The 21,043-nt window shown below is 67.2% G+C and carries 25 protein-coding genes; 10 read left to right on the forward strand and 15 right to left on the reverse strand.

Going from position 1 to position 21,043, the window contains the following annotated elements:
- The first annotated feature begins 2 nt into the window (after positions 1 to 2).
- Complete coding sequence (locus tag CHRYSEO8AT_RS05095) at positions 3 to 470, forward strand: universal stress protein (RefSeq protein WP_159847165.1); 468 nt, start codon at positions 3 to 5, stop codon at positions 468 to 470.
- Positions 471 to 480: 10 nt separating this feature from the next.
- Here the strand turns inward: CHRYSEO8AT_RS05095 and CHRYSEO8AT_RS05100 are convergent, their stop codons facing one another.
- Together CHRYSEO8AT_RS05100 and timA are read right to left on the reverse strand one after the other, a co-directional pair.
- The gene (locus tag CHRYSEO8AT_RS05100; RefSeq protein ID WP_159847168.1) at positions 481 to 1,599 is read right to left on the reverse strand and encodes an MltA domain-containing protein; all 1,119 of its coding nucleotides are present in this window, start codon (positions 1,597 to 1,599) and stop codon (positions 481 to 483) included.
- The gene (timA, locus tag CHRYSEO8AT_RS05105) at positions 1,599 to 2,237 is read right to left on the reverse strand and encodes a TIM44-related membrane protein TimA (RefSeq protein WP_159851624.1); all 639 of its coding nucleotides are present in this window, start codon (positions 2,235 to 2,237) and stop codon (positions 1,599 to 1,601) included. Before timA ends, CHRYSEO8AT_RS05100 begins: the two co-directional genes overlap by 1 nt.
- A 198-nt stretch (positions 2,238 to 2,435) precedes the next feature.
- Here timA and secB point away from each other — a divergent pair, with 198 nt between their 5' ends.
- Both secB and CHRYSEO8AT_RS05115 read left to right on the forward strand, forming a co-directional pair.
- Positions 2,436 to 2,948 (forward strand): protein-export chaperone SecB, encoded by a 513-nt coding sequence (gene secB / locus CHRYSEO8AT_RS05110; protein ID WP_017505358.1) that lies wholly within the window; start codon positions 2,436 to 2,438, stop codon positions 2,946 to 2,948.
- 57 nt (positions 2,949 to 3,005) lie between these two features.
- The gene (locus tag CHRYSEO8AT_RS05115) at positions 3,006 to 3,944 is read left to right on the forward strand and encodes a DMT family transporter (protein WP_159847171.1); all 939 of its coding nucleotides are present in this window, start codon (positions 3,006 to 3,008) and stop codon (positions 3,942 to 3,944) included.
- A 43-nt stretch (positions 3,945 to 3,987) separates the two neighbouring features.
- Here the strand turns inward: CHRYSEO8AT_RS05115 and CHRYSEO8AT_RS05120 are convergent, their stop codons facing one another.
- The 3 genes from CHRYSEO8AT_RS05120 to coaBC are packed head-to-tail and all read right to left on the reverse strand — an operon-like array spanning position 3,988 to position 6,131.
- The gene (locus tag CHRYSEO8AT_RS05120) at positions 3,988 to 4,416 is read right to left on the reverse strand and encodes a hypothetical protein (RefSeq protein ID WP_159847174.1); all 429 of its coding nucleotides are present in this window, start codon (positions 4,414 to 4,416) and stop codon (positions 3,988 to 3,990) included.
- Between the two features lie 33 nt (positions 4,417 to 4,449).
- The gene (gene dut / locus CHRYSEO8AT_RS05125; protein ID WP_159847177.1) at positions 4,450 to 4,905 is read right to left on the reverse strand and encodes a dUTP diphosphatase; all 456 of its coding nucleotides are present in this window, start codon (positions 4,903 to 4,905) and stop codon (positions 4,450 to 4,452) included.
- The gene (coaBC, locus tag CHRYSEO8AT_RS05130; RefSeq protein ID WP_159847180.1) at positions 4,902 to 6,131 is read right to left on the reverse strand and encodes a bifunctional phosphopantothenoylcysteine decarboxylase/phosphopantothenate--cysteine ligase CoaBC; all 1,230 of its coding nucleotides are present in this window, start codon (positions 6,129 to 6,131) and stop codon (positions 4,902 to 4,904) included. Before coaBC ends, dut begins: the two co-directional genes overlap by 4 nt.
- Positions 6,132 to 6,233: 102 nt before the next feature.
- Between coaBC and CHRYSEO8AT_RS05135 the strand changes: the two genes are divergently transcribed.
- Complete coding sequence (locus tag CHRYSEO8AT_RS05135; RefSeq protein WP_159847183.1) at positions 6,234 to 6,746, forward strand: S-type pyocin family protein; 513 nt, start codon at positions 6,234 to 6,236, stop codon at positions 6,744 to 6,746.
- Between the two features lie 35 nt (positions 6,747 to 6,781).
- Positions 6,782 to 7,636: a haloacid dehalogenase-like hydrolase gene (locus tag CHRYSEO8AT_RS05140; protein ID WP_159847186.1), complete on the forward strand. Its 855-nt coding sequence runs from the start codon at positions 6,782 to 6,784 to the stop codon at positions 7,634 to 7,636.
- On the opposite strand, the gene CHRYSEO8AT_RS05145 is transcribed toward CHRYSEO8AT_RS05140, so the two are convergent.
- From CHRYSEO8AT_RS05145 to CHRYSEO8AT_RS05155, 3 genes are read right to left on the reverse strand one after another with little or no spacing between them, the layout of a single operon-like run.
- Entirely contained in the window at positions 7,633 to 7,980 is a 348-nt protein-coding gene (locus tag CHRYSEO8AT_RS05145) for a PilZ domain-containing protein (RefSeq protein WP_159847189.1), read from the reverse strand. The two genes, CHRYSEO8AT_RS05140 and CHRYSEO8AT_RS05145, sit on opposite strands and share 4 nt — an antisense overlap.
- On the reverse strand, positions 7,977 to 8,843 hold the full coding sequence (locus tag CHRYSEO8AT_RS05150) for a kinase (protein ID WP_201304364.1): 867 nt from the start codon (positions 8,841 to 8,843) through the stop codon (positions 7,977 to 7,979). The genes CHRYSEO8AT_RS05145 and CHRYSEO8AT_RS05150 overlap by 4 nt, the downstream gene beginning before the upstream one ends.
- A 1-nt stretch (position 8,844) precedes the next feature.
- Positions 8,845 to 9,165 (reverse strand): 2Fe-2S iron-sulfur cluster-binding protein, encoded by a 321-nt coding sequence (locus CHRYSEO8AT_RS05155; protein WP_135194274.1) that lies wholly within the window; start codon positions 9,163 to 9,165, stop codon positions 8,845 to 8,847.
- 87 nt (positions 9,166 to 9,252) lie between these two features.
- Between CHRYSEO8AT_RS05155 and CHRYSEO8AT_RS05160 the strand changes: the two genes are divergently transcribed.
- Both CHRYSEO8AT_RS05160 and CHRYSEO8AT_RS05165 read left to right on the forward strand, forming a co-directional pair.
- Positions 9,253 to 9,474: a hypothetical protein gene (locus CHRYSEO8AT_RS05160; protein WP_236547429.1), complete on the forward strand. Its 222-nt coding sequence runs from the start codon at positions 9,253 to 9,255 to the stop codon at positions 9,472 to 9,474.
- On the forward strand, positions 9,471 to 9,848 hold the full coding sequence (locus tag CHRYSEO8AT_RS05165; RefSeq protein ID WP_159847195.1) for a PIN domain-containing protein: 378 nt from the start codon (positions 9,471 to 9,473) through the stop codon (positions 9,846 to 9,848). Before CHRYSEO8AT_RS05160 ends, CHRYSEO8AT_RS05165 begins: the two co-directional genes overlap by 4 nt.
- Positions 9,849 to 9,893: 45 nt before the next feature.
- Here the strand turns inward: CHRYSEO8AT_RS05165 and CHRYSEO8AT_RS05170 are convergent, their stop codons facing one another.
- Genes CHRYSEO8AT_RS05170 through sdhC form a run of 4 tightly spaced genes read right to left on the reverse strand, consistent with a single transcriptional unit; the run spans position 9,894 to position 13,347 of the window.
- Complete coding sequence (locus CHRYSEO8AT_RS05170) at positions 9,894 to 10,688, reverse strand: succinate dehydrogenase iron-sulfur subunit (protein ID WP_159847198.1); 795 nt, start codon at positions 10,686 to 10,688, stop codon at positions 9,894 to 9,896.
- Position 10,689: 1 nt separating this feature from the next.
- Positions 10,690 to 12,474 carry a succinate dehydrogenase flavoprotein subunit gene (gene sdhA, locus CHRYSEO8AT_RS05175; RefSeq protein ID WP_159847201.1) on the reverse strand — a complete coding sequence of 595 codons (1,785 nt, stop codon included), beginning with the start codon at positions 12,472 to 12,474 and terminating at the stop codon, positions 10,690 to 10,692.
- Positions 12,475 to 12,481: 7 nt separating this feature from the next.
- Positions 12,482 to 12,886 carry a succinate dehydrogenase, hydrophobic membrane anchor protein gene (sdhD, locus tag CHRYSEO8AT_RS05180; RefSeq protein ID WP_159847204.1) on the reverse strand — a complete coding sequence of 135 codons (405 nt, stop codon included), beginning with the start codon at positions 12,884 to 12,886 and terminating at the stop codon, positions 12,482 to 12,484.
- Positions 12,883 to 13,347: a succinate dehydrogenase, cytochrome b556 subunit gene (gene sdhC / locus CHRYSEO8AT_RS05185; protein WP_159847207.1), complete on the reverse strand. Its 465-nt coding sequence runs from the start codon at positions 13,345 to 13,347 to the stop codon at positions 12,883 to 12,885. The genes sdhD and sdhC overlap by 4 nt, the downstream gene beginning before the upstream one ends.
- 206 nt (positions 13,348 to 13,553) lie before the next feature.
- Here sdhC and CHRYSEO8AT_RS05190 point away from each other — a divergent pair, with 206 nt between their 5' ends.
- The 3 genes from CHRYSEO8AT_RS05190 (at position 13,554) to alaS (ending at position 17,779) form a co-directional block, all read left to right on the forward strand.
- Positions 13,554 to 14,147 carry a hypothetical protein gene (locus CHRYSEO8AT_RS05190; protein WP_159847210.1) on the forward strand — a complete coding sequence of 198 codons (594 nt, stop codon included), beginning with the start codon at positions 13,554 to 13,556 and terminating at the stop codon, positions 14,145 to 14,147.
- 37 nt (positions 14,148 to 14,184) lie between these two features.
- Entirely contained in the window at positions 14,185 to 15,045 is an 861-nt protein-coding gene (locus CHRYSEO8AT_RS05195) for a pirin family protein (protein ID WP_159847213.1), read from the forward strand.
- A gap of 85 nt (positions 15,046 to 15,130) precedes the next feature.
- On the forward strand, positions 15,131 to 17,779 hold the full coding sequence (gene alaS / locus CHRYSEO8AT_RS05200) for an alanine--tRNA ligase (RefSeq protein ID WP_159847216.1): 2,649 nt from the start codon (positions 15,131 to 15,133) through the stop codon (positions 17,777 to 17,779).
- Between the two features lie 413 nt (positions 17,780 to 18,192).
- Here the strand turns inward: alaS and CHRYSEO8AT_RS05205 are convergent, their stop codons facing one another.
- The 3 genes from CHRYSEO8AT_RS05205 to CHRYSEO8AT_RS05215 all read right to left on the reverse strand — a co-directional run bounded on the left by CHRYSEO8AT_RS05205 (position 18,193) and on the right by CHRYSEO8AT_RS05215 (position 20,825).
- Entirely contained in the window at positions 18,193 to 18,747 is a 555-nt protein-coding gene (locus CHRYSEO8AT_RS05205) for a DUF2939 domain-containing protein (RefSeq protein ID WP_159847219.1), read from the reverse strand.
- A gap of 61 nt (positions 18,748 to 18,808) precedes the next feature.
- The gene (locus CHRYSEO8AT_RS05210; protein ID WP_201304365.1) at positions 18,809 to 19,384 is read right to left on the reverse strand and encodes a DUF2939 domain-containing protein; all 576 of its coding nucleotides are present in this window, start codon (positions 19,382 to 19,384) and stop codon (positions 18,809 to 18,811) included.
- A 220-nt stretch (positions 19,385 to 19,604) separates the two neighbouring features.
- Positions 19,605 to 20,825 carry an NADP-dependent isocitrate dehydrogenase gene (locus CHRYSEO8AT_RS05215; protein ID WP_159847225.1) on the reverse strand — a complete coding sequence of 407 codons (1,221 nt, stop codon included), beginning with the start codon at positions 20,823 to 20,825 and terminating at the stop codon, positions 19,605 to 19,607.
- Positions 20,826 to 21,043: the final 218 nt, after the last annotated feature.

The following is a 21,043-nucleotide window of genomic DNA, read 5'->3' on the forward strand; positions in this document are numbered from 1 at the left end:
CCATGCCGAGAAAATTCCTCGTCGTCGTCGACGACAGTCCCGAGTTCGAGGCCGCCCTGCGGTTCGCCTCGCGCCGGGCGAAATCGACGGGCGGGCGCGTGGTCATGCTGCGCGTCCTGCCCACCGACAGCGACGCCCACTGGTCGGGCGTGCGCGAAGAGATCGAACGCCAGCAGCGCGAAGAGGCGGAAATCCTGCTGAACCGGCTGGGCGAAGACGCCATGGCCCGTTCCGGCGCCGCTCCGGTCTTCCTGATCGAACGCGGCGAGGCCCAGGCCGCGATCAAGAAGGTCGTCGCCGCCGATCCCGACATCAAGATCCTGGTCCTTGCGGCGGGAACCGGTTCGCGCGGCCCCGGCCCGCTGGTCTCGGCCATCATCAAACAGGGCGCCCAGCTGGGCGGTCGCAAGCTGCCCGTCACCATCGTCCCCGGCGAACTGTCCGAGGAAGAGATCGAAGACCTGGCTTGAGGGGAGGGGCCTAGCCCTTCGGGACCAGTCGCCACATCCTTAAAGGATGGCGCACGGTCCCCGCCTCGGCCCCGGCTGCGTCGCCGCGTCCCATATAGAGGTCGGCCCGCACAGGCCCGCGAATGGCCGATCCCGTGTCCAGCGCCATGGCCAGGCCGCGATAGCTGGCCGTGGCGCCGCGCAGATTGCCGCCGTCCGCCTCCAGCCAGATCAGCTCGCCATAGCGCCAGTGCGCTGGATCGACGGCGATGGCGCGCCGCTCGGTCAGAGGTATCCCCGCCGCGCCGGCCGGATGGCCGTCGTCGTCCCCGTCCAGCCGGAAGAAGATGTAGCGCGGGTTCAGCGCCATGACGGCTTGCGCTTCATAGCCACGGTGGTTCGCCAGCCAGCCCCGGATAGCGTCGCCCGAGGTGCCGTTCTGAGGCAGCAGGCCTTGCTGGGCCATGGGCCGGGCGATGCCGACGAAGGGCTTGCCGTTGTCGGCGGCATAGGCGGCCCGGCCGCGCGTCCCGTCCTCGAACGTCAGATAGCCCGAGCCCTGGATCTGCAGGAAGAACAGGTCCTCGGCCCGCATCCATGCCAGGGCCTGATCCGGTCGGGCGGCGGATTCGATATAGGCCCGGTCGCCGGCGCCGCGCGGGTTGGCGGGCTTGGGCAGGACAGGGGCCGAGAACTCGGCGTCCTGCCGGCGTCGCGCCGGATACTCGGGCGCGAAATAGGAGGTCAGCAGGCCGGGCCGGCCGTCCGCCGTCGCGGCCGGGACCGCACTGAAACTGGCCTCGAAGAAGGCGCGGGCGTCGGAAGGCGTGACGGTGGTGGTCGTCGCCATGGCCTTGGCCCGTCCGCAGACGGCGCGCGCGGCCGTATCGCGCGCTGCGCCGCATCCATCCAGATAGGCGCGGAAGGCCGCCAGGTGATCCTCTTCGCTCCAGCCCGGCAGGACAGCGGGACTAAGCGCGTTGGACGGCGTGGCCGGTTGGCCCCCGGGCGTCGGGGACGGCGTATAGGGGACAGGTCCCGTCTGCGGCCCCACTGGCGCGACCGGCGTCATGGGCCCGGTCGAGCAGGCCGCGATGGCCAGCGAACCCGCAAGCAGCGGCCAGGCGCCAAACTGGCGCAAGGCGGACATCAGGCGTTGGCCGGCTCGACGCGGGCCAGGACCCAGTTGGGATCGGCCGCGCCCAGAGTGCGCTCGAACGTCCAGTGTTCGGCGGTGCGACGCTCCTCGATCACCGGCTCGCCGCTCTCGACGTCGGCGGGCTCACCCGAGACCTTGGTCACGCGGCTGCGCAGCTCGGCCAGGAACCGCACCTTGGCCACGGCCCGGTCGCCCTCGGCGACGGCGCCTTCCAGATCGGCGCGGGGCGGGAACAGGAACTCGACCGCCTCGGTCTCGCCGCGCGTCTCGCGCGCCGCGATGCCCGCTTCGAACGAGGCCATGACATTGGGCTTCAGCAGCGGCTGCAGCGCCGCCCGGTCGCCGGCGGCATAGCCGCGCACGATGGTCTCATAGGCCTGACGCGCCCCATCCAGGAACCGCGCCGGATCAAAGGCCGGATCACGCGCCTTCAGGGTGGCGATGGAGGCCAGGGTGGCGGGGTCGATGGCCGGGATCTTGGCGGTGTCGGCCGGCGCCGGGCCAGGCAGGACGGCCTTGGCGTCTTCCTGCGGCTGGCGGCCCACCCGCTTGCCCAGGACATTATAGAGCTGGAACAGCACGAAGGCCGCGATGAAGGCGAAGACGACGACCTGGAACTGGACAGGTATGTTCAAGGGGAGATTCCTGTAGCGAACGACGGGCGCGTCAAACGTTGTCTGGCGTGATTACGGTGTCATATAGGGTGAGGCAAGGCGAAGCGCGCCCCCCAATCGCGCGCGCGACGTTGCGGCCAAGCGTCCCGGCATGGTAGTCGCGGCGCCTCATTGTGGCCTCATCGGCCTCCAATCGCGCCAAAGACCGTTCACATGACCGACGCCGCACCTCCCGCCGAACAGCCCCAGCAAGGCGACGCCCAACAGGGCCAGCCCGCCGGCCCCGGCTTCCGCATCCTTGCCCAGTATGTCCGCGACTTCTCGTTCGAGAACCCGCGCGCCCCGGAATCCCTGCGCATCGACGGCAAGCCGGCCATCGACCTGGGCGTCGAAATGGCCGCCCAGGGCCGCCCCGACGGCCTGTTCGAGCTGGACCTGAAGCTGTCGATCAAGGCGACCCACGAGAACCAGCCCGTCTTCCACGTCGAACTGGTCTATGGCGGCCTGTTCCAGCTGGCCAATGTTCAGGAGCAGGACATCGAGCCGCTGCTGCTGATCGAATGCCCGCGCTACCTGTTCCCGTTCGCTCGCGAGATCATCTCGGGCGCCACGGCCGACGGCGGCTTCTATCCCCCGTTCCAGCTCGACCCCATCGACTTCGCCGCCATCTACATCGCGCGCCAGCAGCAGATCGCCCAACAGCCGGTCGAAACCGGCCAGGCGTAAGCCGAACTGTTCCTGCGGCCGGGGCCTTCATCGCCTTGGCCGCATCGAAAGGCGCGGATGGTCGAGGGCGTTCAGGCGACAGGCGGACGCGGCGAGGATATCGCCCGCGGCATCGCCCTGCGCATCGCGGCGGCAGGCTGTTTCTCGGTCATGGCGGCGGTGCTGAAACTGGCGTCGCTGGACGGCGTCGTCGCGCCCGAAATGCTGTTCTACCGCGCCTTCTTCGGCCTGCCGGTGGTTCTGGCCTGGGTGTTGACCCAGCCGGGCGGTCTTGCGGGCCTGACCACGCGCCGACCCTTCGCCCATGTCGGCCGCAGCGCCTTGGGCATCGTCTCGATCCTGTGCGTCTTCCAGACCCTGACGCTGCTGCCCTTGGCCGACGCGACGACCCTCAGCTTCACCGCCCCCATCTTCGCCACCCTGCTGTCCTTCCTGATCCTGAAGGAGGCCGTCGGGCCGCGCCGCTGGGCCGCCGTCGCCGTGGGTTTCATCGGGGTGATCATCGTCATGCGGCCGGGTGCGGCGGACCACGGCGTGCCGGTCGAGGGAATCGCCTTCGGTCTGGTCGCGGCCCTGCTGACGGCCGGCGTGACCATCACCCTGCGCCAGTTGCGTGACACCGAGCATGTCGCCGCCATTGTCTTCTGGTTCTTCGTCGGTTCATTGATCGTGGGGGCGATCCTGCTGCCCTTCGTCGGTCATTGGCATTCGCCCCTGACCTTCGCCCTGCTGATCGGATCGGGGATCGCCGGCGGCCTGGCCCAACTGTTCATGACCGCCTCGCTGCAAAAGGCCCCGGTCGCCGTGGTCGCGCCCTTCGACTATCTCCAGATCGTCGGCGCCATCGTCTTCGGCTGGTTGCTGATGTCCACGACCCCAACTCTCAGCACCCTGGCCGGCGCCGCCCTGATCGGGTCCAGCGGTCTCTACACCGCGTGGCGCGAACACGTCCGCCGCAAGGCCGCCCTGATCCAGCCGACCGCGCCGCCGGTTTAGGGCAATGCACCAGACCACCTCTTAGGCGTTGGCAGTCTTCGTCCTATTTGGAGGGCGTCGCCAGAGGGGCTGCTGTTGGCCCGAGAATTCGGAACTTCGGGATCGCGACGTAAAAGTCGCCAGCGCGAGGAGAATCTTCTCCTTCAACGACTGCGACTTCTGCCGTTCTCAACGCCCTCAATGTTGCTCGTCCGAAACCAACCGGATGAGACTCTGAAACGATTTGGCAATTTTCCAGTGTGCGCACGTCTTTGAAGACGCATCTCACTTCAGCCCAACCGAACGGAATTTGCTGCTCTAACGCCATCTCTGGCGGGTAGGGCCGCTCCATTCGAAGCGGTGCTTCCGCCATGCACCAGGTTTTGACCGCGCCGCCCGCGCCCCTTTCAACAGGGACGCAAACTGGCGCCAAGGGCGTTTCGGGCAGCGCGACGTTCTGAGTGGCCAACAACAGAAAGGCGGCAATGACCATGATCGCTATTCCAGAATAACAGCCAGGCTGTCCCTATCGGCCCGTCGATCCAAATCCACCTGTTCCGCGCGCGGTGTCGTCCAGCGTCTCGACCTCGATCCAGTCGGCGCGTTCATGCTTGGCAATCACCAGTTGGGCGATGCGTTCGCCTCGGCTGATGACGAAGGGTTCAGCGCCGATGTTGGCCAGGATCACGCCGCACTCGCCGCGATAGTCGCTGTCGATGGTGCCCGGCGCATTCGGGCAGATGATGCCGTGTTTCAGCGCCAGGCCCGAGCGCGCCCGCACCTGGGCCTCGTAGCCCACCGGCAGGGCGATCTTCAGACCCGTGGGCACCAACGCCCGCTGGCCCGGCGCCAAGGTGATCGGCTGGTCTTCCGGCACCGCCGCGCGCAGGTCCATGCCCGCCGATCCCGCCGTCTCATAGGCCGGCAGGGGCAGGCCCTCGGAATGCGGCAGGCGCAGGATCTGGATGGCGGTCTCGGTCATTCAGGGCTCTTGAAATGGGCGGCGATACGGGCGGCGACGGCCCGGGCGATGGCGGTCTTGGACTGGCGCGGCCAGGTCTCTGTCCGGTCGGCCGTGACCAGCAGCACGGCGTTGCCGTCCGAGCCGAACACGTCGTCGGAAACGTCGTTGCCGATGATCCAGTCACAGCCCTTGCGCGACAACTTGGCTCGCGCATTGGCTTCCAGATCTGTGGTCTCGGCGGCGAAGCCGATGACCAGGGCCGGCCGGTTCGGTCCCGGCGCGGCGACGCCCGCCAGAATGTCGGGGTTCTCGATCAGGGCCAGGGTCGGCGGGCCGCCCGGTCCCTTCTTGATCTTGCCGCCGGCGATGGTGTCCACGCGCCAATCGGCGACGGCGGCCGACAGCACGGCGATGTCGGCGGGCAGGGCCGCTCGCGTCGCCGCCTGCATCTCCAGCGCGCTCTCCACGTCGATGCGCGTCACGCCCGTGGGCGCCCCCAGCGCCGTCGGCCCGGACACCAGCGTCACCTCGGCGCCCAGTTCGGCCAGAGCCGCCGCAATGGCGTAGCCCTGTTTGCCGCTGGAGCGATTGGTCAGGCCCCGCACCGGGTCGATAGGCTCGAACGTCGGCCCGGCGGTGACCACGGCCTTGCGACCCGCCAGCGGCCGTCCACCCGTACCGGCCAGCAGACCCTCGATGGCCTCAAGGATCGCCGCCGGTTCCGCCATGCGACCGAAGCCGTATTCGCCGCAGGCCATTTCGCCCTCGTCCGGCCCGACCACCGCGACGCCGTGGAAGCCGGGGAAGGCTTTCAGCCGTTCCATATTGGCCTGGACCGCCGGATGCTCCCACATCCGCACATTCATGGCCGGCGCCAGCAGCACGCGCTTGTCCGTGGCGATCAGGGTGGTCGAGGCCAAGTCGTCGGCGAAACCGTTCGCGGCCTTGGCGATCAACCCCGCCGTCGCCGGCGCCACCACCACCAGGTCGGCCCAGCGCGAGAGCTCGATATGACCCATGCTGGTCTCGTCGTCGGGATGGAACAGGCCCGAGCGCACCGGATGGCCGCTCAGCGCCGCCAGCGACAGAGGCGTCACGAACTCGGCCCCGGATTCGGTCAGGATCACTCGCGTCTGTCCGCCCGCCTTGGCGATCAACCGCACCAGTTCCAGCGCCTTGTAGGCTGCGATGCCGCCGCCGACGATCAGCAGGATCTTGCGGTTCGAAAGGGAGCGATTGTCCATGATCTCCGTCTAGCCGCCCCGCGTGACGCCGTCGAGACGAGAACATTGCGCGAACAATAAAGTTGTGCTTTCGTCGCGCTCAGCGGGTATCTGGAGGGAAGAATGAGAACGCTGACGAGGGGAGGGGCCGCGCTGGCTCTGTGCGGTCTGCTGGGGCTGACCGCCTGTGACAATAGTTCGGCGGTCGAGACACGAGACCGGACGGCGGCGGCCGAACCGGTGGCTCTGACGTCCATGCCGGCGACGGGCGAAGAGGCCGCAACGCCGCAGGAAAAGCCGGTTCTGACCGCCAATCGACGCGAGACCGTCGATGCAAAGATCGCCCGGCTTTACGACCGCAACGGCGCCGACTTCGACGCCCGCTCGGCCGAGGATTATCTGGCCAAGGTGACGGCCTTCACGACGAAGCCTCCGCGCGACGCCGAGACCGTGAAACGGCCGAACGGCGACACTCTGATCTATCAGGCCTCGACCAACACCTTCGCCGTGGTGGCGCGAAACGGGTCGCCGCGCACGATGTTCAAGCCGACGACGGGCGCGGACTATTGGGCCGAGCAGAAGGCGGCCGCCCCCACCTTCGGCCAGCGTCGCCAATCGACGGGCGCGGCGGGCTGATATAGAGGGCGGGTTCCACCAAGGATCTCGCCCTCATGTCCGAACCCAAGACCCCGCTGCTGAAAACCGCCCTGATCTATGATTTCGACGGCACCCTGGCGCGCGGCAACATGCAGGAGGTGTCGTTCATTCCCTCCGTCGGCATGGGCATCGGCGCCTTCTGGGAGGAGGCCGAGCGCCTGACCAAGGACGCCGACGGCGACGGCATCCTGATGTACATGCAGCTGATGCTGCATCACGCGCGCCAGAACGGCTCGCCCGTGACGCGCGAGACCCTGCGCCAGCACGGCGAGGCCGTGGCTCTGTTCGAGGGTCTGAAAGACCTCAGCTGGTTCGACCGGATGAACGCCTTCGGCGCCAAATACGGGCTGGAGATCGAGCACTACATCATCTCGGCCGGGCTGGAGGAGATGATCGACGGCACCCCGATCCGCCCCGCCCTGAACCACGTCTTCGCCTCCCACTATGTCTATGACGACAAGGGCGAGGCAGCCTGGCCGGCCGTGGGCGTCAACTACACCACCAAGACCCAGTATCTGTTCCGCATCAACAAGGGCGTGAAGAACCACTGGGAGCACGAGCGGATCAACCACTTCATCCCCGACGACGAGCGCGCCGTGCCGTTCGACCGGATGATCTTCATCGGCGACGGCGACACCGACGTGCCGACCATGAAGATGATGCACACCAAGGGCGGCTTCTCCATCGCCGTCTATGATCCGCGCTCGAACGAGAAGGACCAGAAGAAGGTCTATTCCCTGATCTCGGAAGACCGGGTCAACTTCGTCGCCGCCGCCGATTACCGCGAGGGTTCAGCGCTCGATCTGATCGTCAAGGGTCTGGTGGGGCGGATCGCCATCAACGCCGGCTCCATGCCCGCCGGGCTCTAACGGCCACCGGCTCTCAGCCAGGCCTCGCGCGCCCCGACCAGACGGGCGGGCGCCAGGCCGCGCAGGGATTTGGCGCCGGTCTGTCTCAAGCCCGCCTCGTTCGTCCTCTGCCACACGACGGTCGCGGGATAGGCCACAGCTTGCGTGACATCGACCACCACCACCTCGCGGGGCAGGGCGGCGCCCCGATCCAGCCGAACCTTCATCCCGCCGTCCGAAAGTTCGACGATCACACACGCCGTCTCCACGCCAGGCGCACAGACGACGCCGCGCGCATTGGCCGGACGACGCGCCACCGACCGTCTGTCATCCGTGGCGGCGGGCTTGGATCCAAACAGGCTCATGGTGCGATAACGCGCGAGGCCGGCTCCGGCGCCACGCCCCCTGTCGCCGCGAGGAAGTCCGCGCCCTCCAGGCCCAAGACCCGCCGATCCCTGTCCAGTTCGACGACTAGGTCAGCGACGACGCCGCCTTCGATCATGTGCCGGGTCAGCCGCTCATAGTGCTGGACGAAGACCGCCAGGGCCGCGCGCCGCTCCGGCGGCACGGCGCCGCGCTTCATCAGCCCGGCCTCCTGTTCGCAGCGCCAGTCCAGCACGGCATCGAACGACGGCGCCTTCAGAAGGATCAAGGCGTCCAGACGCGCGCGCAACGGCGCATAATCTCGCGTCAGGGCCTCGTTGATCGCGCCCCGCCAAAGACCGTGGGCATCCTGTTCGGCTTCCAGCCCATTGATCGGCGCGACCAGGGCCAACTCCGCCTGCGCCGTCGCCCCCAGGCACCACCCCTCCAGCACGATCACCCTCGGCCGCCCTTTCACGCCCGGCCAGTCCACCTCGGGCGCCCGGTCGTCGGCCAGCTTGTCGAACCGGGGCAGCGGCGTCAGGTCGTTCGGCCCGGCGCGCCCCAGCCGATCCACAAACCGGTGCAGCAAACCCAGGTCGTGCGTCCCCGGCGGCCCGCGCGTGGCGAACAGCGGATGCACCCGCGCCGCCAGATCGGCTCGCTCGGGCTTGGTCAGATAGACGTCGTCCAGCGACAGGGTCGCCCCGCCGAACCGCTCGGCGACGTCGTGCGCCAAGGTGGATTTCCCGGACCCCTGCGACCCCGCGATCCCCAGGATCGGCGGCGGTCCGGCCGGGCAGGTCTTTTTGATCCAATGGTCGATCCAGAGGCCGATCCTGTCGATCAGCCCCGGCTCGCCCATTTCAGTGCTGGTTCTGCGGCAACCGCACGACCAGGCCGCTCAGCGCATCCGAAACCCGGATTTGGCACGACAGCCGGCTGTTCGGCTCGACCTCCTCGGCGAAGTCCAGCATCGACTCCTCCATGGCGCTGGGCTTGCCCGTCGCCTCGCGCCAGGCCTCGTCGACATAGACATGGCAGGTGGCGCAGGCGCAGGCCCCGCCACAGTCCGCGTCGATGCCCGGCACATTGTTGCGGATCGCGCCTTCCATTACGGAAAGCCCCGGCTTCACGTCGACGACGTGCTCGGTTCCGTCATGCTCGATATAGGTGATGCTGGCCATGGGCCGCTCATATCAAGCCATGCCGCCTGCGCAAGACCGTAAGTTGGCGCCAGCATTCCGATATGGCACTATCGACGCATGAACGACATGCGCAAGATCACCGCCATCCTGCCAGCCCGCCTCCTGGCGGCGGCTCAGGATGCGACGGGCCAGGGCGTGACGGAAACCCTGCGTCGGGCGCTCGAAACCCTGGCGCATTCCGACTGGAGCCGTCGCATGCTGGCCCTGGAAGGCCGTATGCCATTGGACGTCGATCTCGACGACCTGCGCCAGGATCGGCCGCTGGACGGATCGGATCGGTCGATTTGATCGCCGCCGACACCAGCGCGGTCCTGCATTTCCTGCACGGCTTCGATGGACCCGCGCGCCCTGCGGTTCGCCGCGCTCTTCGCGACGAGCGGCTGGTGCTGCCGCCGCTGGTTCTGACGGAACTGCTGTCCGCCCCGTCGCCTGAAAGCGATCTCGACGCCCTGTTGGGCGCGGCGCCGCTCGTGCCGGTCATCGACGGCTATTGGGAAAGGGCGGCGCTCAATCGCCGCACGCTCGCGATGCGGGGCCTCAAGGCGCGGCTGGCCGACGCCCTGATCGCCCAGTCCTGCATCGATGCGGGTATTCCGTTGATCTCCGGCGATTCCGACTTTCGCCATTTCGCCGCCCACTGCGGGCTCAAGCTGGCTGAGTAGAAGACAAGAAAAACCCCCGAAGCGCTGCTCCGGGGGTTTTTGAAGTCAGGCCGCCTTCTTGCGGCTCGGCGCGACCATCAGCTTCTTGGTCTCGGCGATGGCCTTGGCCGGGTTCAGGCCCTTGGGGCAGACCTGGGCGCAGTTCATGATCGTGTGGCAGCGATACAGTTTGAACGGGTCTTCCAGGTCGTCCAGGCGCTTGTCGGTCGCGTCGTCGCGGCTGTCGGAAATCCAGCGATAGGATTGCAGCAGCGCCGCCGGGCCGAGGTATTCTTCCTGGTTCCACCAGTAGCTGGGGCAGGAGGTCGAGCAGCAGGCGCACAGGATGCACTCGTACAGGCCGTCCAGCTTCTCGCGCTCGGCGGGGGTCTGCAGGCGTTCCTTCTCGGGATCCGGCTCGTCCGACTGGAGATAGGGCTGGATCGAGTCGTACTGGGCGTAGAACAGGCTCAGGTCCGTCACCAGGTCCTTGACCACCGGCTGGTGGGGCAGGGGGGCGATGGTGATGTTGTGCGAGTTGCACTCGTCCCAGCCCTTGGTGCAGGCCAGGGCGTTGCGCCCGTCCACGTTCATCGAGCACGAGCCGCAGATGCCCTCGCGGCATGACCGCCGGAACGACAGGGTCGGGTCAATGGTGTTCTTGATGTGGATCAGGGCGTCCAGAAGCATGGGGCCGTGGTCGCCGGTCGGCACCTCATAGGTGTCCCAGCGCGGGTCCGCATCGACCTCGGGGTCATAGCGATAGACCTTGTAGGTCTTGACGTCCTTGGAGCCGGGCGCGGCCTTGTGGACCTTGCCGGTCGTCGGCTTGGAGCCTCTGGGGAGAGTAAGCTGGACCATCTTAGTAAACCCGCGCCTTCGGTTCGATATACGCGATGTCGTCGGACATGGTGTAGTTGTGGACCGGACGATAATCGATCTGGACCTGCTCGCCCGGACGCTTCCACGCCAGGGTGTGCTTCATCCAGTTGACGTCGTCGCGATCGGGATAGTCCTCGCGGGCGTGGGCGCCGCGCGATTCCGTGCGGTTCAGACCGCCCTCGATGGTGACCATCGCCTGGGCGATCAGGTTGTCGTATTCCAGCGTCTCGATCAGATCCGTGTTCCAGATCAGGCCGCGATCGGTGGTCTTGATGTCGGCGCCGGCCGCCTCGATGGCGCGCAGCTTGTCGGTGCCCTGTTGCAGGGTCTCGCCGGTGCGGAACACCGCCGCATCGGCCTGCATGGCCTTCTGCATCGACAGGCGCAGCTCGGCGGTCGGGGTCGAGCCGTCTGCGAAGCGGAAGCGGTCCAGGCGGGCCAGGTGGGCGTCGGTCTGTGTCTTGGAGGCGGACGGCACGGCGGACGCCTTGTCCACCACCTCGCCGCAGCGCAGGCCGACGGCGCGGCCGAACACCACCAGGTCGGTCAGGGAGTTGGAGCCCAGGCGGTTGGCGCCGTGCACCGAGACGCAGGCCGCCTCGCCCACGGCCATCAGGCCGGGCACCACGCTGTCGGGATTGCCGTCACGCAGCGTCAGGACTTCGCCGTGATAGTTCGTGGGGATGCCGCCCATGTTGTAGTGGACGGTCGGCAGGACCGGGATCGGCTCCTTGGTCACGTCCACGCCGGCGAAGATCTTGGCGCTTTCGGAAATGCCCGGCAGGCGCTGGTGCAGGATCTTGGGATCCAGGTGGTCCAGGTGCAGGAAGATGTGGTCCTTGTTCGGACCCACGCCCCGGCCTTCACGGATTTCGATGGTCATGGAGCGCGAAACCATGTCGCGCGGCGCCAGGTCCTTCACGGTCGGCGCATAGCGCTCCATGAAGCGCTCGCCTTCCGAGTTGGTCAGATAACCGCCCTCGCCGCGCGCACCCTCGGTGATCAGGCAGCCGGCGCCATAGATGCCGGTCGGGTGGAACTGGACGAACTCCATGTCCTGCAGCGGCAGACCGGCGCGCAGCACCATGGCGTTGCCGTCGCCGGTGCAGGTGTGGGCCGAGGTGGCGCTGAAATAGGCGCGGCCGTATCCGCCGGTCGCCAGCACCACCATCTTGGCGCGGAACTGGTGAAGCTGGCCGTTGTCGAGCTGAAGCGCCGTCACGCCGGTGCAGACGCCGTCCTGCATGATCAGGTCCAGCGCGAAATATTCGACGAAGAACTTCACTTCGCGACGCACCGACTGGCCGTACAGGGTGTGCAGGATGGCATGGCCGGTGCGGTCGGCGGCGGCGCAGGTGCGCTGCACCGGGCCTTCGCCGAAGTTGCGGGTCATGCCGCCAAAGGCGCGCTGATAGATCTTGCCTTCTTCGGTGCGGCTGAACGGCACGCCCCAGTGTTCCAGCTCATAGACGGCCTTGGGCGCGTTACGGACCAGATATTCGATCGAGTCCTGGTCGCCCAGCCAGTCCGACCCCTTGACGGTGTCGTACATGTGCCACTGCCAGCTGTCCTCGCCCATATTGCCGAGCGAGGCGGAGATGCCGCCTTGCGCAGCCACGGTGTGGCTCCGTGTGGGGAAGACCTTGGTCACGCAGGCGACCTTCAGCCCCTGCTGGGCGGCGCCGAGCGCGGCGCGAAGGCCCGAGCCCCCAGCGCCGACGACGACGACGTCGTATTCGTGATCGATCAGTTCGTAAGCGGCCATCAGTAAATCAGGCTCCGAAACCAGCGGGCAGCGGCGCCGAACCCAGCGCCAGCCGCACGATGAAGAAGACGCTGGCGGCGGCCAGCACGAGGAAGACGATGTTGAGCAGGATCACCAGCAGGCCGCGCGTTCCGGCGTTGGGCACATAGTCTTCCAGGATCACTTTCCAGGCCAGGCTGACATAGCCGAAGAACACCACGACGGTGATGGCCAGCAGGCCCGCGTTCAGCGGATTGGCGAACCAGGCCAGCACGGCGTCATAGCCGGCGCCCGCCAGGGTGAAGCCGGTCGAGGCGGCCCACAGGCCCAGCGGCAGCAGGGCCACCAGCAGCACCCGCTCGATCAGCCATTCGCCGGCGCCGTGGCGCTCGGAAACCTTGACGTTGTTCTTGAACTTGGCGGCGCCGCTCACAGCGAGACCCTCCCGACAGCGAACAGGACGACCCAGAACAGCACGGCCAGCGGGACCGGCGCCCAGACGGCGATATTGGACAGCAGCGTCGCCGACTTCACCGTCAGGCCGTTGCCGGTGTCGTTATAGGTGTGACGCGCGCCGTTCAGGATGAAGGAGAACAGCACCACCGTCAGGCCGAAGCCGATGAACAGACCCAGCGGCGACCCCGCCAGCGAGGCGAAACAGGCGTAATGTTCGGCCCCGAAGGCCATTGCGCCCAGCCAGCCGATGACGAAGAGCGCGCCGACGGTGGCGGCGATGATCGTGGCCCGGAACAGGATCGAGGCCGTCATGGTGACGTGCCAGCGCCAGATGCTCATGTGCGGCGAAAGCGGCGCGATGTGACCGTTCGGTTGGGTGACGAAGCGACCGGTCCGGTCGCTAGAGGCGCCACCCGGCGTCGGGCTGGGCTGGGTCATGCGAATGGTTCTCAAAAGCGAATGAATTCAATCGCCGTGTGCGGTTGCGAAGGCTTTTGTGACCCTGGGGGGCCGGTGTCAACGCACAGGGGCTAACATCGGCGGATTGTTGCTTTGTGAACGGTTCCATCACGCGGAATCACGTTTCCGTTCGAGCCTCCATCGACGGCTAGGCGCCGCGGGGCGGGATTTGGCAGGGTGTCCTCATGATCCTGTTCGCCCTGATCTCCGTCGTCGCTCTGGAGCCCGCTATTCAGACCACGGGTCTGCTGGACGCCACGCCCGAGACCTATCAGGCGCCGGTCATCCGCCCGTTCGAGCCGCCCTCCGACTTTGGTCGCGAAGAAGCGCAGGGCGACGCCGCGACCGATCGGCATCGCCGCCCCCTGACCAACCCCGTCGACGTGAACGCCTATGTCGGCAGTTACGAGGTCAGCCCCACCGACGCAGAGATCGCCTATGATCAGGGCGTGGCCCAGGCCCAGATCGACGCGGACGCCCGCAGCGGTCCTCTGGACGGCCGCTGGCGCGTCGTCGGTCATGACGGAAAGCCCCTGCTGTCCCTGGCCCTGACGGATCGCGGCGCAGGGCGAGTGATCGAGGGCGCTTGGCGTCGGCTGGACGCCCCGGCCGGGACCGACCAGGGCGGCCCAGCCGGCCCCGCTTCGAGGAGCGGCGACATCGCCGTCATCCCCCTGTCCGGCGGCGAACTGCATCTGCAACCCGCCGCCAGGGGCTGGACCGGCGAACTGATCCAGAACGGCCGCGCCCGTCCAGTGACCGTCTCCCGCGCCGGCTAGGCTCGCCAGAGCCGATCCGCCACCCTATATGTGGCGAATGACCCAGCTCCGCCCCGTTCTTCGCCTTCATCCCGCCCACCGCGACGACATTGGCGATCTGACCACCCGTCGTCCCGTGCCGGGTCCGGGCCTGGACCAGGTCGATCCCTTCCTGTTCCTGAACCACCATGGACCGCAGACCTACGCGCCGGGCAACCAGGGCCTGCCGTTCGGCCCCCACCCGCACCGAGGGTTCGAGACCGTCACCTTCATCCTCGACGGCGAACTGGCCCACAACGATTCAGGCGGCGGCGAGAGCATCATCGAGGCGGGCGGAATCCAATGGATGACCGCCGGCTCAGGCCTGGTCCACGCCGAGCTGTCCCCGGCCGACTTCAAGCGCGACGGCGGGCCGATGGAGATCCTGCAGCTGTGGGTGAACCTGCCGTCGCGGCTGAAGATGACCAAGCCGGATTATGTCGGCCTGCAGAAGGCCGACATCCCGACCTTCACCACCGAGGGCGGCGTCACGGTCGAGCCGGTCTCCGGCGAATGGCTGGGCGTCGCAGCCCCGATCCAGTCCCTGATCGACATCCATTTGGCGGTCGTCCGCCTGCCCGCAGGCGCGACATTCCAGACGCCGGTCGCGCCCGGCCGCAACGTCTTCCTCTATGTCATCAAGGGCGAGGTCTCGGTCGCCGGAACCGCAGTGCCGCAATGGAACCTCGCCGCCCTGGGCGACGGCGACGCCGTCCAGATCACGGCCGCATCCGACGCCGTCGTCCTGCTGGGCCATGCCGACCCCATCGGTGAGCCGGTCTTCAGCCACGGCCCCTTCGTCATGAACACTCGCGAAGAGATCATCCAGGCGGTCCAGGACTACCAGGCCGGCAAGTTCGGCCCGCCGCCGAGGGTTTGAGTGCGCCGTGCGGAGGTGATGCGTTCCCCGCCAAAACCCTATAAGACGCCGGTTCCTTAGCGACCGCCGAGCCGAAGACACGCCCATGCCCAGCCTGAACGAGATCCGCGCCACCTACCTCGATTATTTCGCGGCGGACGGCCATGCCAAGGTCCATTCGGCGCCACTGGTGCCGCAGAACGACCCGAGCCTGCTCTTCGTCAACGCGGGCATGGTGCCGTTCAAGGACTATTTCACCGGCGCGTCCAAGCCGCCCTATCCGCGCGCCACCAGCTCTCAGAAATGCGTCCGCGCAGGCGGCAAGCACAACGACCTGGACAATGTCGGCTATACCGCGCGCCACCTGACCTTCTTCGAGATGCTGGGCAACTTTTCGTTCGGCGACTATTTCAAGGAACACGCCATCGAGAAGGCGTGGAACCTGGTCACGCAGGAGTTCGGCCTGGACGCCAAACGCTTGCTGGTCACCGTCTATATCGACGACGACGAGGCCGCCGCGATCTGGAAGAAGGTTACCGGCTTTTCCGACGACAAGATCATCCGCATCGCCGGCTCGGACAATTTCTGGGCCATGGGTGACAGCGGCCCGTGCGGACCCTGCACCGAGATTTTCTGGGACCACGGTGACAAGATCCCCGGCGGCCCTCCCGGCTCGCCGGACGAGGACGGCGACCGCTACGTCGAGGTCTGGAACAACGTCTTCATGCAGTATGAGAAGGAGAACGATCAGATCGTTCGCAACCTTCCCAAGCCCAGCGTGGACACCGGCATGGGTCTGGAGCGGATGACAACCGTCCTTCAGGGCGTGCATTCGGTGTTCGAGACCGACCTGTTCAAGACCCTGATCGCCGCCTCGGAAGACGCCACCTCGACCAAGTCGGACGGCGAACGCGCCGCCAGCCACCGGGTCATCGCCGACCACCTGCGCTCGTCGTCGTTCCTGATCGCCGATGGGGTCACCCCGTCGAACGAGGGCCGGGGCTATGTGCTGCGCCGGATCATGCGCCGCGCCATGCGCCACGCCCACCTGCTGGGCGCTGCCGACCCCCTGATGCACCGCCTGGTCCCGACCCTGGTGGCTCAGATGGGCGACGCCTATCCCGAACTGGCCCGCGCACAGCCTTTCATCGAGGATACGCTGAAGCAGGAAGAGATCCGCTTCCGCACCACGCTGGGCCGGGGCATGGCCCTGTTCGACACGGCGGTTCAGGGTTTCCGTCCCGGCGACATGCTGGACGGCCAGACCGCCTTCACCCTGTCCGACACCTACGGCTTCCCGCTGGACCTGACCCAGGACGAGGCCCGTCGTCGCGGCTTCTCCGTCAACGTCGACGGCTTCGAATCCGCTATGGCCGAGCAGCGCCAGCGTTCGCGCGAACACTGGAAGGGCTCGGGCCAGACCGCAAACACCAACGAATGGCTGGCGATCCGCGACCGCATGGGGCCGACCGTCTTCACCGGCTACGACAATATCGAAGGCTCGGGCGAGGTCCTGGCCATCATGAACGCCGGAGCGCCGGTCGAGACGGCCGAGGCCGGCGACATCGTCGAGGTCCTGTTCGACACCACCCCCTTCTACGCCGAAAGCGGCGGCCAGGCCGGCGATCACGGAACCCTGGAATGGCCGGCAGGTGAGGCCGAGGTCATCGACGTGCGCAAACACGCTGGCGACCTGCACGTGCTGGTGGCCCAGGTCACGGCCGGCAAGCTGGAGATCGGAACCCGTGCGGCCCAGCTAGTGGACGCCGAGAAACGCCGCACGACGCGCGCCAACCACTCCGCCGCTCACCTGCTGCATACGGCGCTGAAGAATGTGCTCGGCCCGGCAGTCGCCCAGAAGGGCCAGCTGGTGGATGCCGAACGCGCCCGTTTCGACTTCAGCCACGGCGCCCCTCTGACCGAGGCCGAGCTTTCGGCCATCGAGACCGAGGTCAATGCGGTCATCCGTCAGAACGTCCCCACCGAGATGAAGCTGATGGCCCCGCAAGAGGCCATCGAGGCCGGCGCGATCGCCCTGTTCGGCGAGAAATACGGCGACGAGGTCCGCGTCCTGACCCTGGGCCGCGCCCTGACCGGTGACAACAACGCTCCCTATTCGGTCGAGCTGTGCGGCGGCACCCACGTCGCCCGCACCGGCGACATCGCCCTGTTCAAGATCGTCCAGGAAACCGGCGTCGCCGCCGGCGTGCGCCGTATCGAGGCCCTGACCGGCGAGGCCGCGCGCCAGTATCTGCTGGCCCAGGCCGGCGTCGCCCGTTCGCTGGCTCAGGGCTTCAAGGTCCAGACCGCCGACGTTCCCGCACGCGTCGACAGCCTGACCGCCTCGGTCAAGACGTTGGAGAAACAGGTCGCTGAGCTGAAGAAGCAACTGGCCCTGGGCGGGGGCTCGGGCGCCGCCTCCGCGCCTGAAGAGATCGGCGGGATCAAGCTGATGGCCCGCGTGCTGGACGGTGTGGACGGCAAGGGTCTGCGAGGGGTCGCCGAGGACTTCCGCAAACAGGTCGGAACCGGCGTCGTCGCCCTGATCGGCGTGACCGAAGGCAAGGCCGCCGTGACCGTCGCCGTCACTTCGGACCTGACGGACCGCGTCAACGCCGCCGACCTCGCCCGCGCCGCCGTCATCGCCATGGGCGGCCAAGGCGCCGGCGGCAAACCCGACTTCGCCCAAGGCGGCGCCCCCGACGGCTCCAAGGCCGAAGACGGCCTGGCGGCGGTGCGAGCGGCGCTGGCGTAAAAGACTAAGCCCTTCTCCCATTGGGAGAAGGTGGCCCGCAGGGCCGGATGAGGGTCGGCCGGTGGGCCAGTTTGCACCATCCGACCCACACCCTTTGGCTGCTTCGCGCCGCCCTTTGGGTCACGCAAGGACGATCGCTGTCGCTCTCGTGAGTTCAAGCCCTCTCCCAATGGGAGAGGGGCAAGGCTTCCTATTTTCGAGACTAACGGCCTTATTCTTCAGCGGCTTAAGCTGCCGCAGCGTCCGCTTCCTGCTCGCCCTCCAAACCGCGCGTATAATCGCCGCCGGTCATAGAGGAGGACGCGCATCCAGGACAAAAGTGCACCAATTGCACTCAATTTTTTGATCGGCGCCGCACCGTCCAATCAGACAGATTAGACACTTTAGACGGTGTTTTTTGCTCCTCGGCCGCCTCACCCCATCGGATCGGGCGTCAGGTCCACCCCCGCCAGCTTCCACGTGAACGGCGTGCGGCGTTCCATGATCAGCACCAGCGCGTCGTCCGGCCGGTCGTCGCGTGTCAGGGTCACGGCGAAGGTGTTGATCCCCCGATAGGCCCAGGATTGATGGATCTTGTCCTTGTCCACGGCCGGCGTGTCGTCGGCGGGGACGGGCCGTTCGGGCTCGGGCGTCTCGCCTGAACGCACCATGGCGGCGATGCCCTGGGGCGTGACGAAGTTGTCGACCGCCCCATCCACCAGCGACGGCGCCAGCAGCATCCCCAGCGCCGCCAGACCGCGATCCCCCTTGGTCCGGCTGCGGATTTCCAGCGCCGCGCGTGCGTTCAGTTCGTCTTTCAGGCTGGCGCGAAAGGCCGGGAAGTCCACCTGCCGTTCCAGCCCCGCCGCATCCCCGGTCCGCGCCGCCCGCACCAGGGCCTGGGCCGCGATGAAGGGCGAGGCGAACAGGGCGACGACCACGCCGACGACGACGGCGATCATGGCTCCGGTGACGATCTTGCGGTTCATGCAGTCTCCTTGAAAAACCAACGCGGCGCCCGACCGCCCGGTTGCCTCATTGTCCCTAGCCTCAGGGACGGGGCGTCACGCTCACGGCCGGTGCCGTCCCGTCCGGCAGGCCGATATGGACCAGCTTCCATTCGAACGGCCCGCGCCGCTCGAAGGTGAACAGGGTGCGCGACCCGCCCTGGTCCGTCACCGCCATCCGCGCCCGGTTGACGCTCCAATAGGCCGGGCTGGGCCAGGGCTTGCGCGCCTGGGCCGACGCGGGCGCCACACCCGCCGTCGTCCTCTGACTGGCGTACCGGCCCTCGCCGCGCAGCAGGGCCGTCAGGGCCGCCGGCGTCAGATAGGCGTCCACGTCGGGCTGGCGCAGGATGGGGTTCTGTTCGATCTGACGCCGAAAAGCGCCGATTGGGTCTTCCAGGAACGACGGCGCGGGCGCCATCGCCTCGGGCCGTCCCGCCAGTTGCGGCCGCAGCGACTGGCGCACGGCGTTGAAGTCGATCAACCGCGACAGCCCCGCCACGTCGTTCGCCTCGGCCGCCGATCGAATGGCGAAGAAGGCCACGGCGGGCGCGACGAAGAAGGACAGCACCGCCGCCACGACCGCCGCCAGCATCAGATTTCCGAACAGACGTTTCAAGACCGCTTCCTCATTATCGCCGATCATGCACGCCCCGGCCGATCACACAACGAAAAGCCCCGCCGGATCGCTCCGACGGGGCTGGATTGTTGTTTGTCCTATCGCCCTTCGGGCTACTTGAGGACGCTTGGTTGGACATTCCTCCCCCATCGGGGGAGGGGGACCGCGTAGCGGTGGAGGGGGCCGGACGCCTCGCGACGTTTCCGGCTCCCGCCTATCCTCAGCCCACGTCCGGCAGAGCGGTCTTCAGGTTCTCGGCGACCTTGTCGAGGAAGCCCTCGGTGGTCAGCCAGCCCTGTTGGTCGCCGACCAGCAGCGCCAGGTCCTTGGTCATGTGGCCGCTCTCGACGGTGTCCACGACCACCTTCTCCAGCGTATCGGCGAAGGTCGCCAGGGCCGCGTTGTCGTCCAGCTTGGCGCGGTGCTTGAAGCCGCGCGTCCAGGCGAAGATCGAGGCGATCGAGTTGGTCGAGGTGGCCTCGCCCTTCTGGTGCTGGCGATAGTGGCGGGTCACGGTGCCGTGGGCGGCTTCCGTTTCCAGCACCTTGCCGTCCGGCGTCATCAGGACCGAGGTCATCAGGCCCAGCGAGCCGAAGCCCTGCGCCACCACGTCCGACTGCACGTCGCCGTCATAGTTCTTGCACGCCCAGACGAAACCGCCCGACCACTTCATCGCCGCCGCGACCATGTCGTCGATCAGGCGGTGCTCGTAGGTCAGGCCGCGCGCCTTGAACTCGGCGGCGTAATGGGCGTCGAACACTTCCTGGAACAGGTCCTTGAAGCGGCCGTCATAGGCTTTCAGGATTGTGTTCTTGGTCGACAGATAGACCGGATAGTTGCGCTGCAGGCCATAGGCGAACGAGGCGTGGGCGAACTCGCGGATCGACTCATCCTGGTTGTACATGGCCATGGCCACGCCGGCGCCGGGGGCCTTGTAGACCTCGTGCTCGATCACGGCGCCGTCTTCGCCCACGAACTTGATCGTCAGGGTGCCGGGGCCGGGCATCAGGAAGTCGGTGGCCTTGTACTGGTCGCCGAAGGCGTGACGACCGACGACGATCGGCTGGGTCCAGCCCGGAACCAGGCGCGGCACGTTCGAGCAGATGATCGGCTCGCGGAAGACGACGCCGCCCAGGATGTTGCGGATGGTGCCGTTGGGCGACTTCCACATCTTCTTCAGGCCGAACTCGGCGACGCGCGCTTCGTCAGGGGTGATGGTGGCGCACTTCACGCCGACGCCGTGCTTCTGGATCGCGTGGGCGGCGTCGATCGTCACCTGGTCGTCGGTGGCGTCGCGGTGCTCCATGCCCAGGTCGTAGTAGTCCAGTTCGAGATCCAGGAACGGGAAGACCAGCTTGTCCTTGATCATCTGCCAGATGATGCGGGTCATTTCGTCGCCGTCGATATCGACGATGGGGTTTTCGACCTTGATCTTGGCCATGCGTGAGGTCCGCCTCTGAACGTTGGGGAAGGGAATGTCGTGGCGGGGATATAGCGGGGCCGCGCGTCCACGCAAACCCCGCCGTCCGTTAACCCCGCCCGGAAAAAACCTCCACGGCCACGCTGAACCCTTCTGTCTGTCTTGGCTTCTCCTTGGCCCAACAACAGCGACGGACGACGCAATGACGAACGAAGAGCGTGACCTGGTCGATCGGTGGA

The sequence above is a fragment of the Brevundimonas sp. G8 genome, from assembly GCF_902506205.1.
Lineage (GTDB): Bacteria > Pseudomonadota > Alphaproteobacteria > Caulobacterales > Caulobacteraceae > Brevundimonas.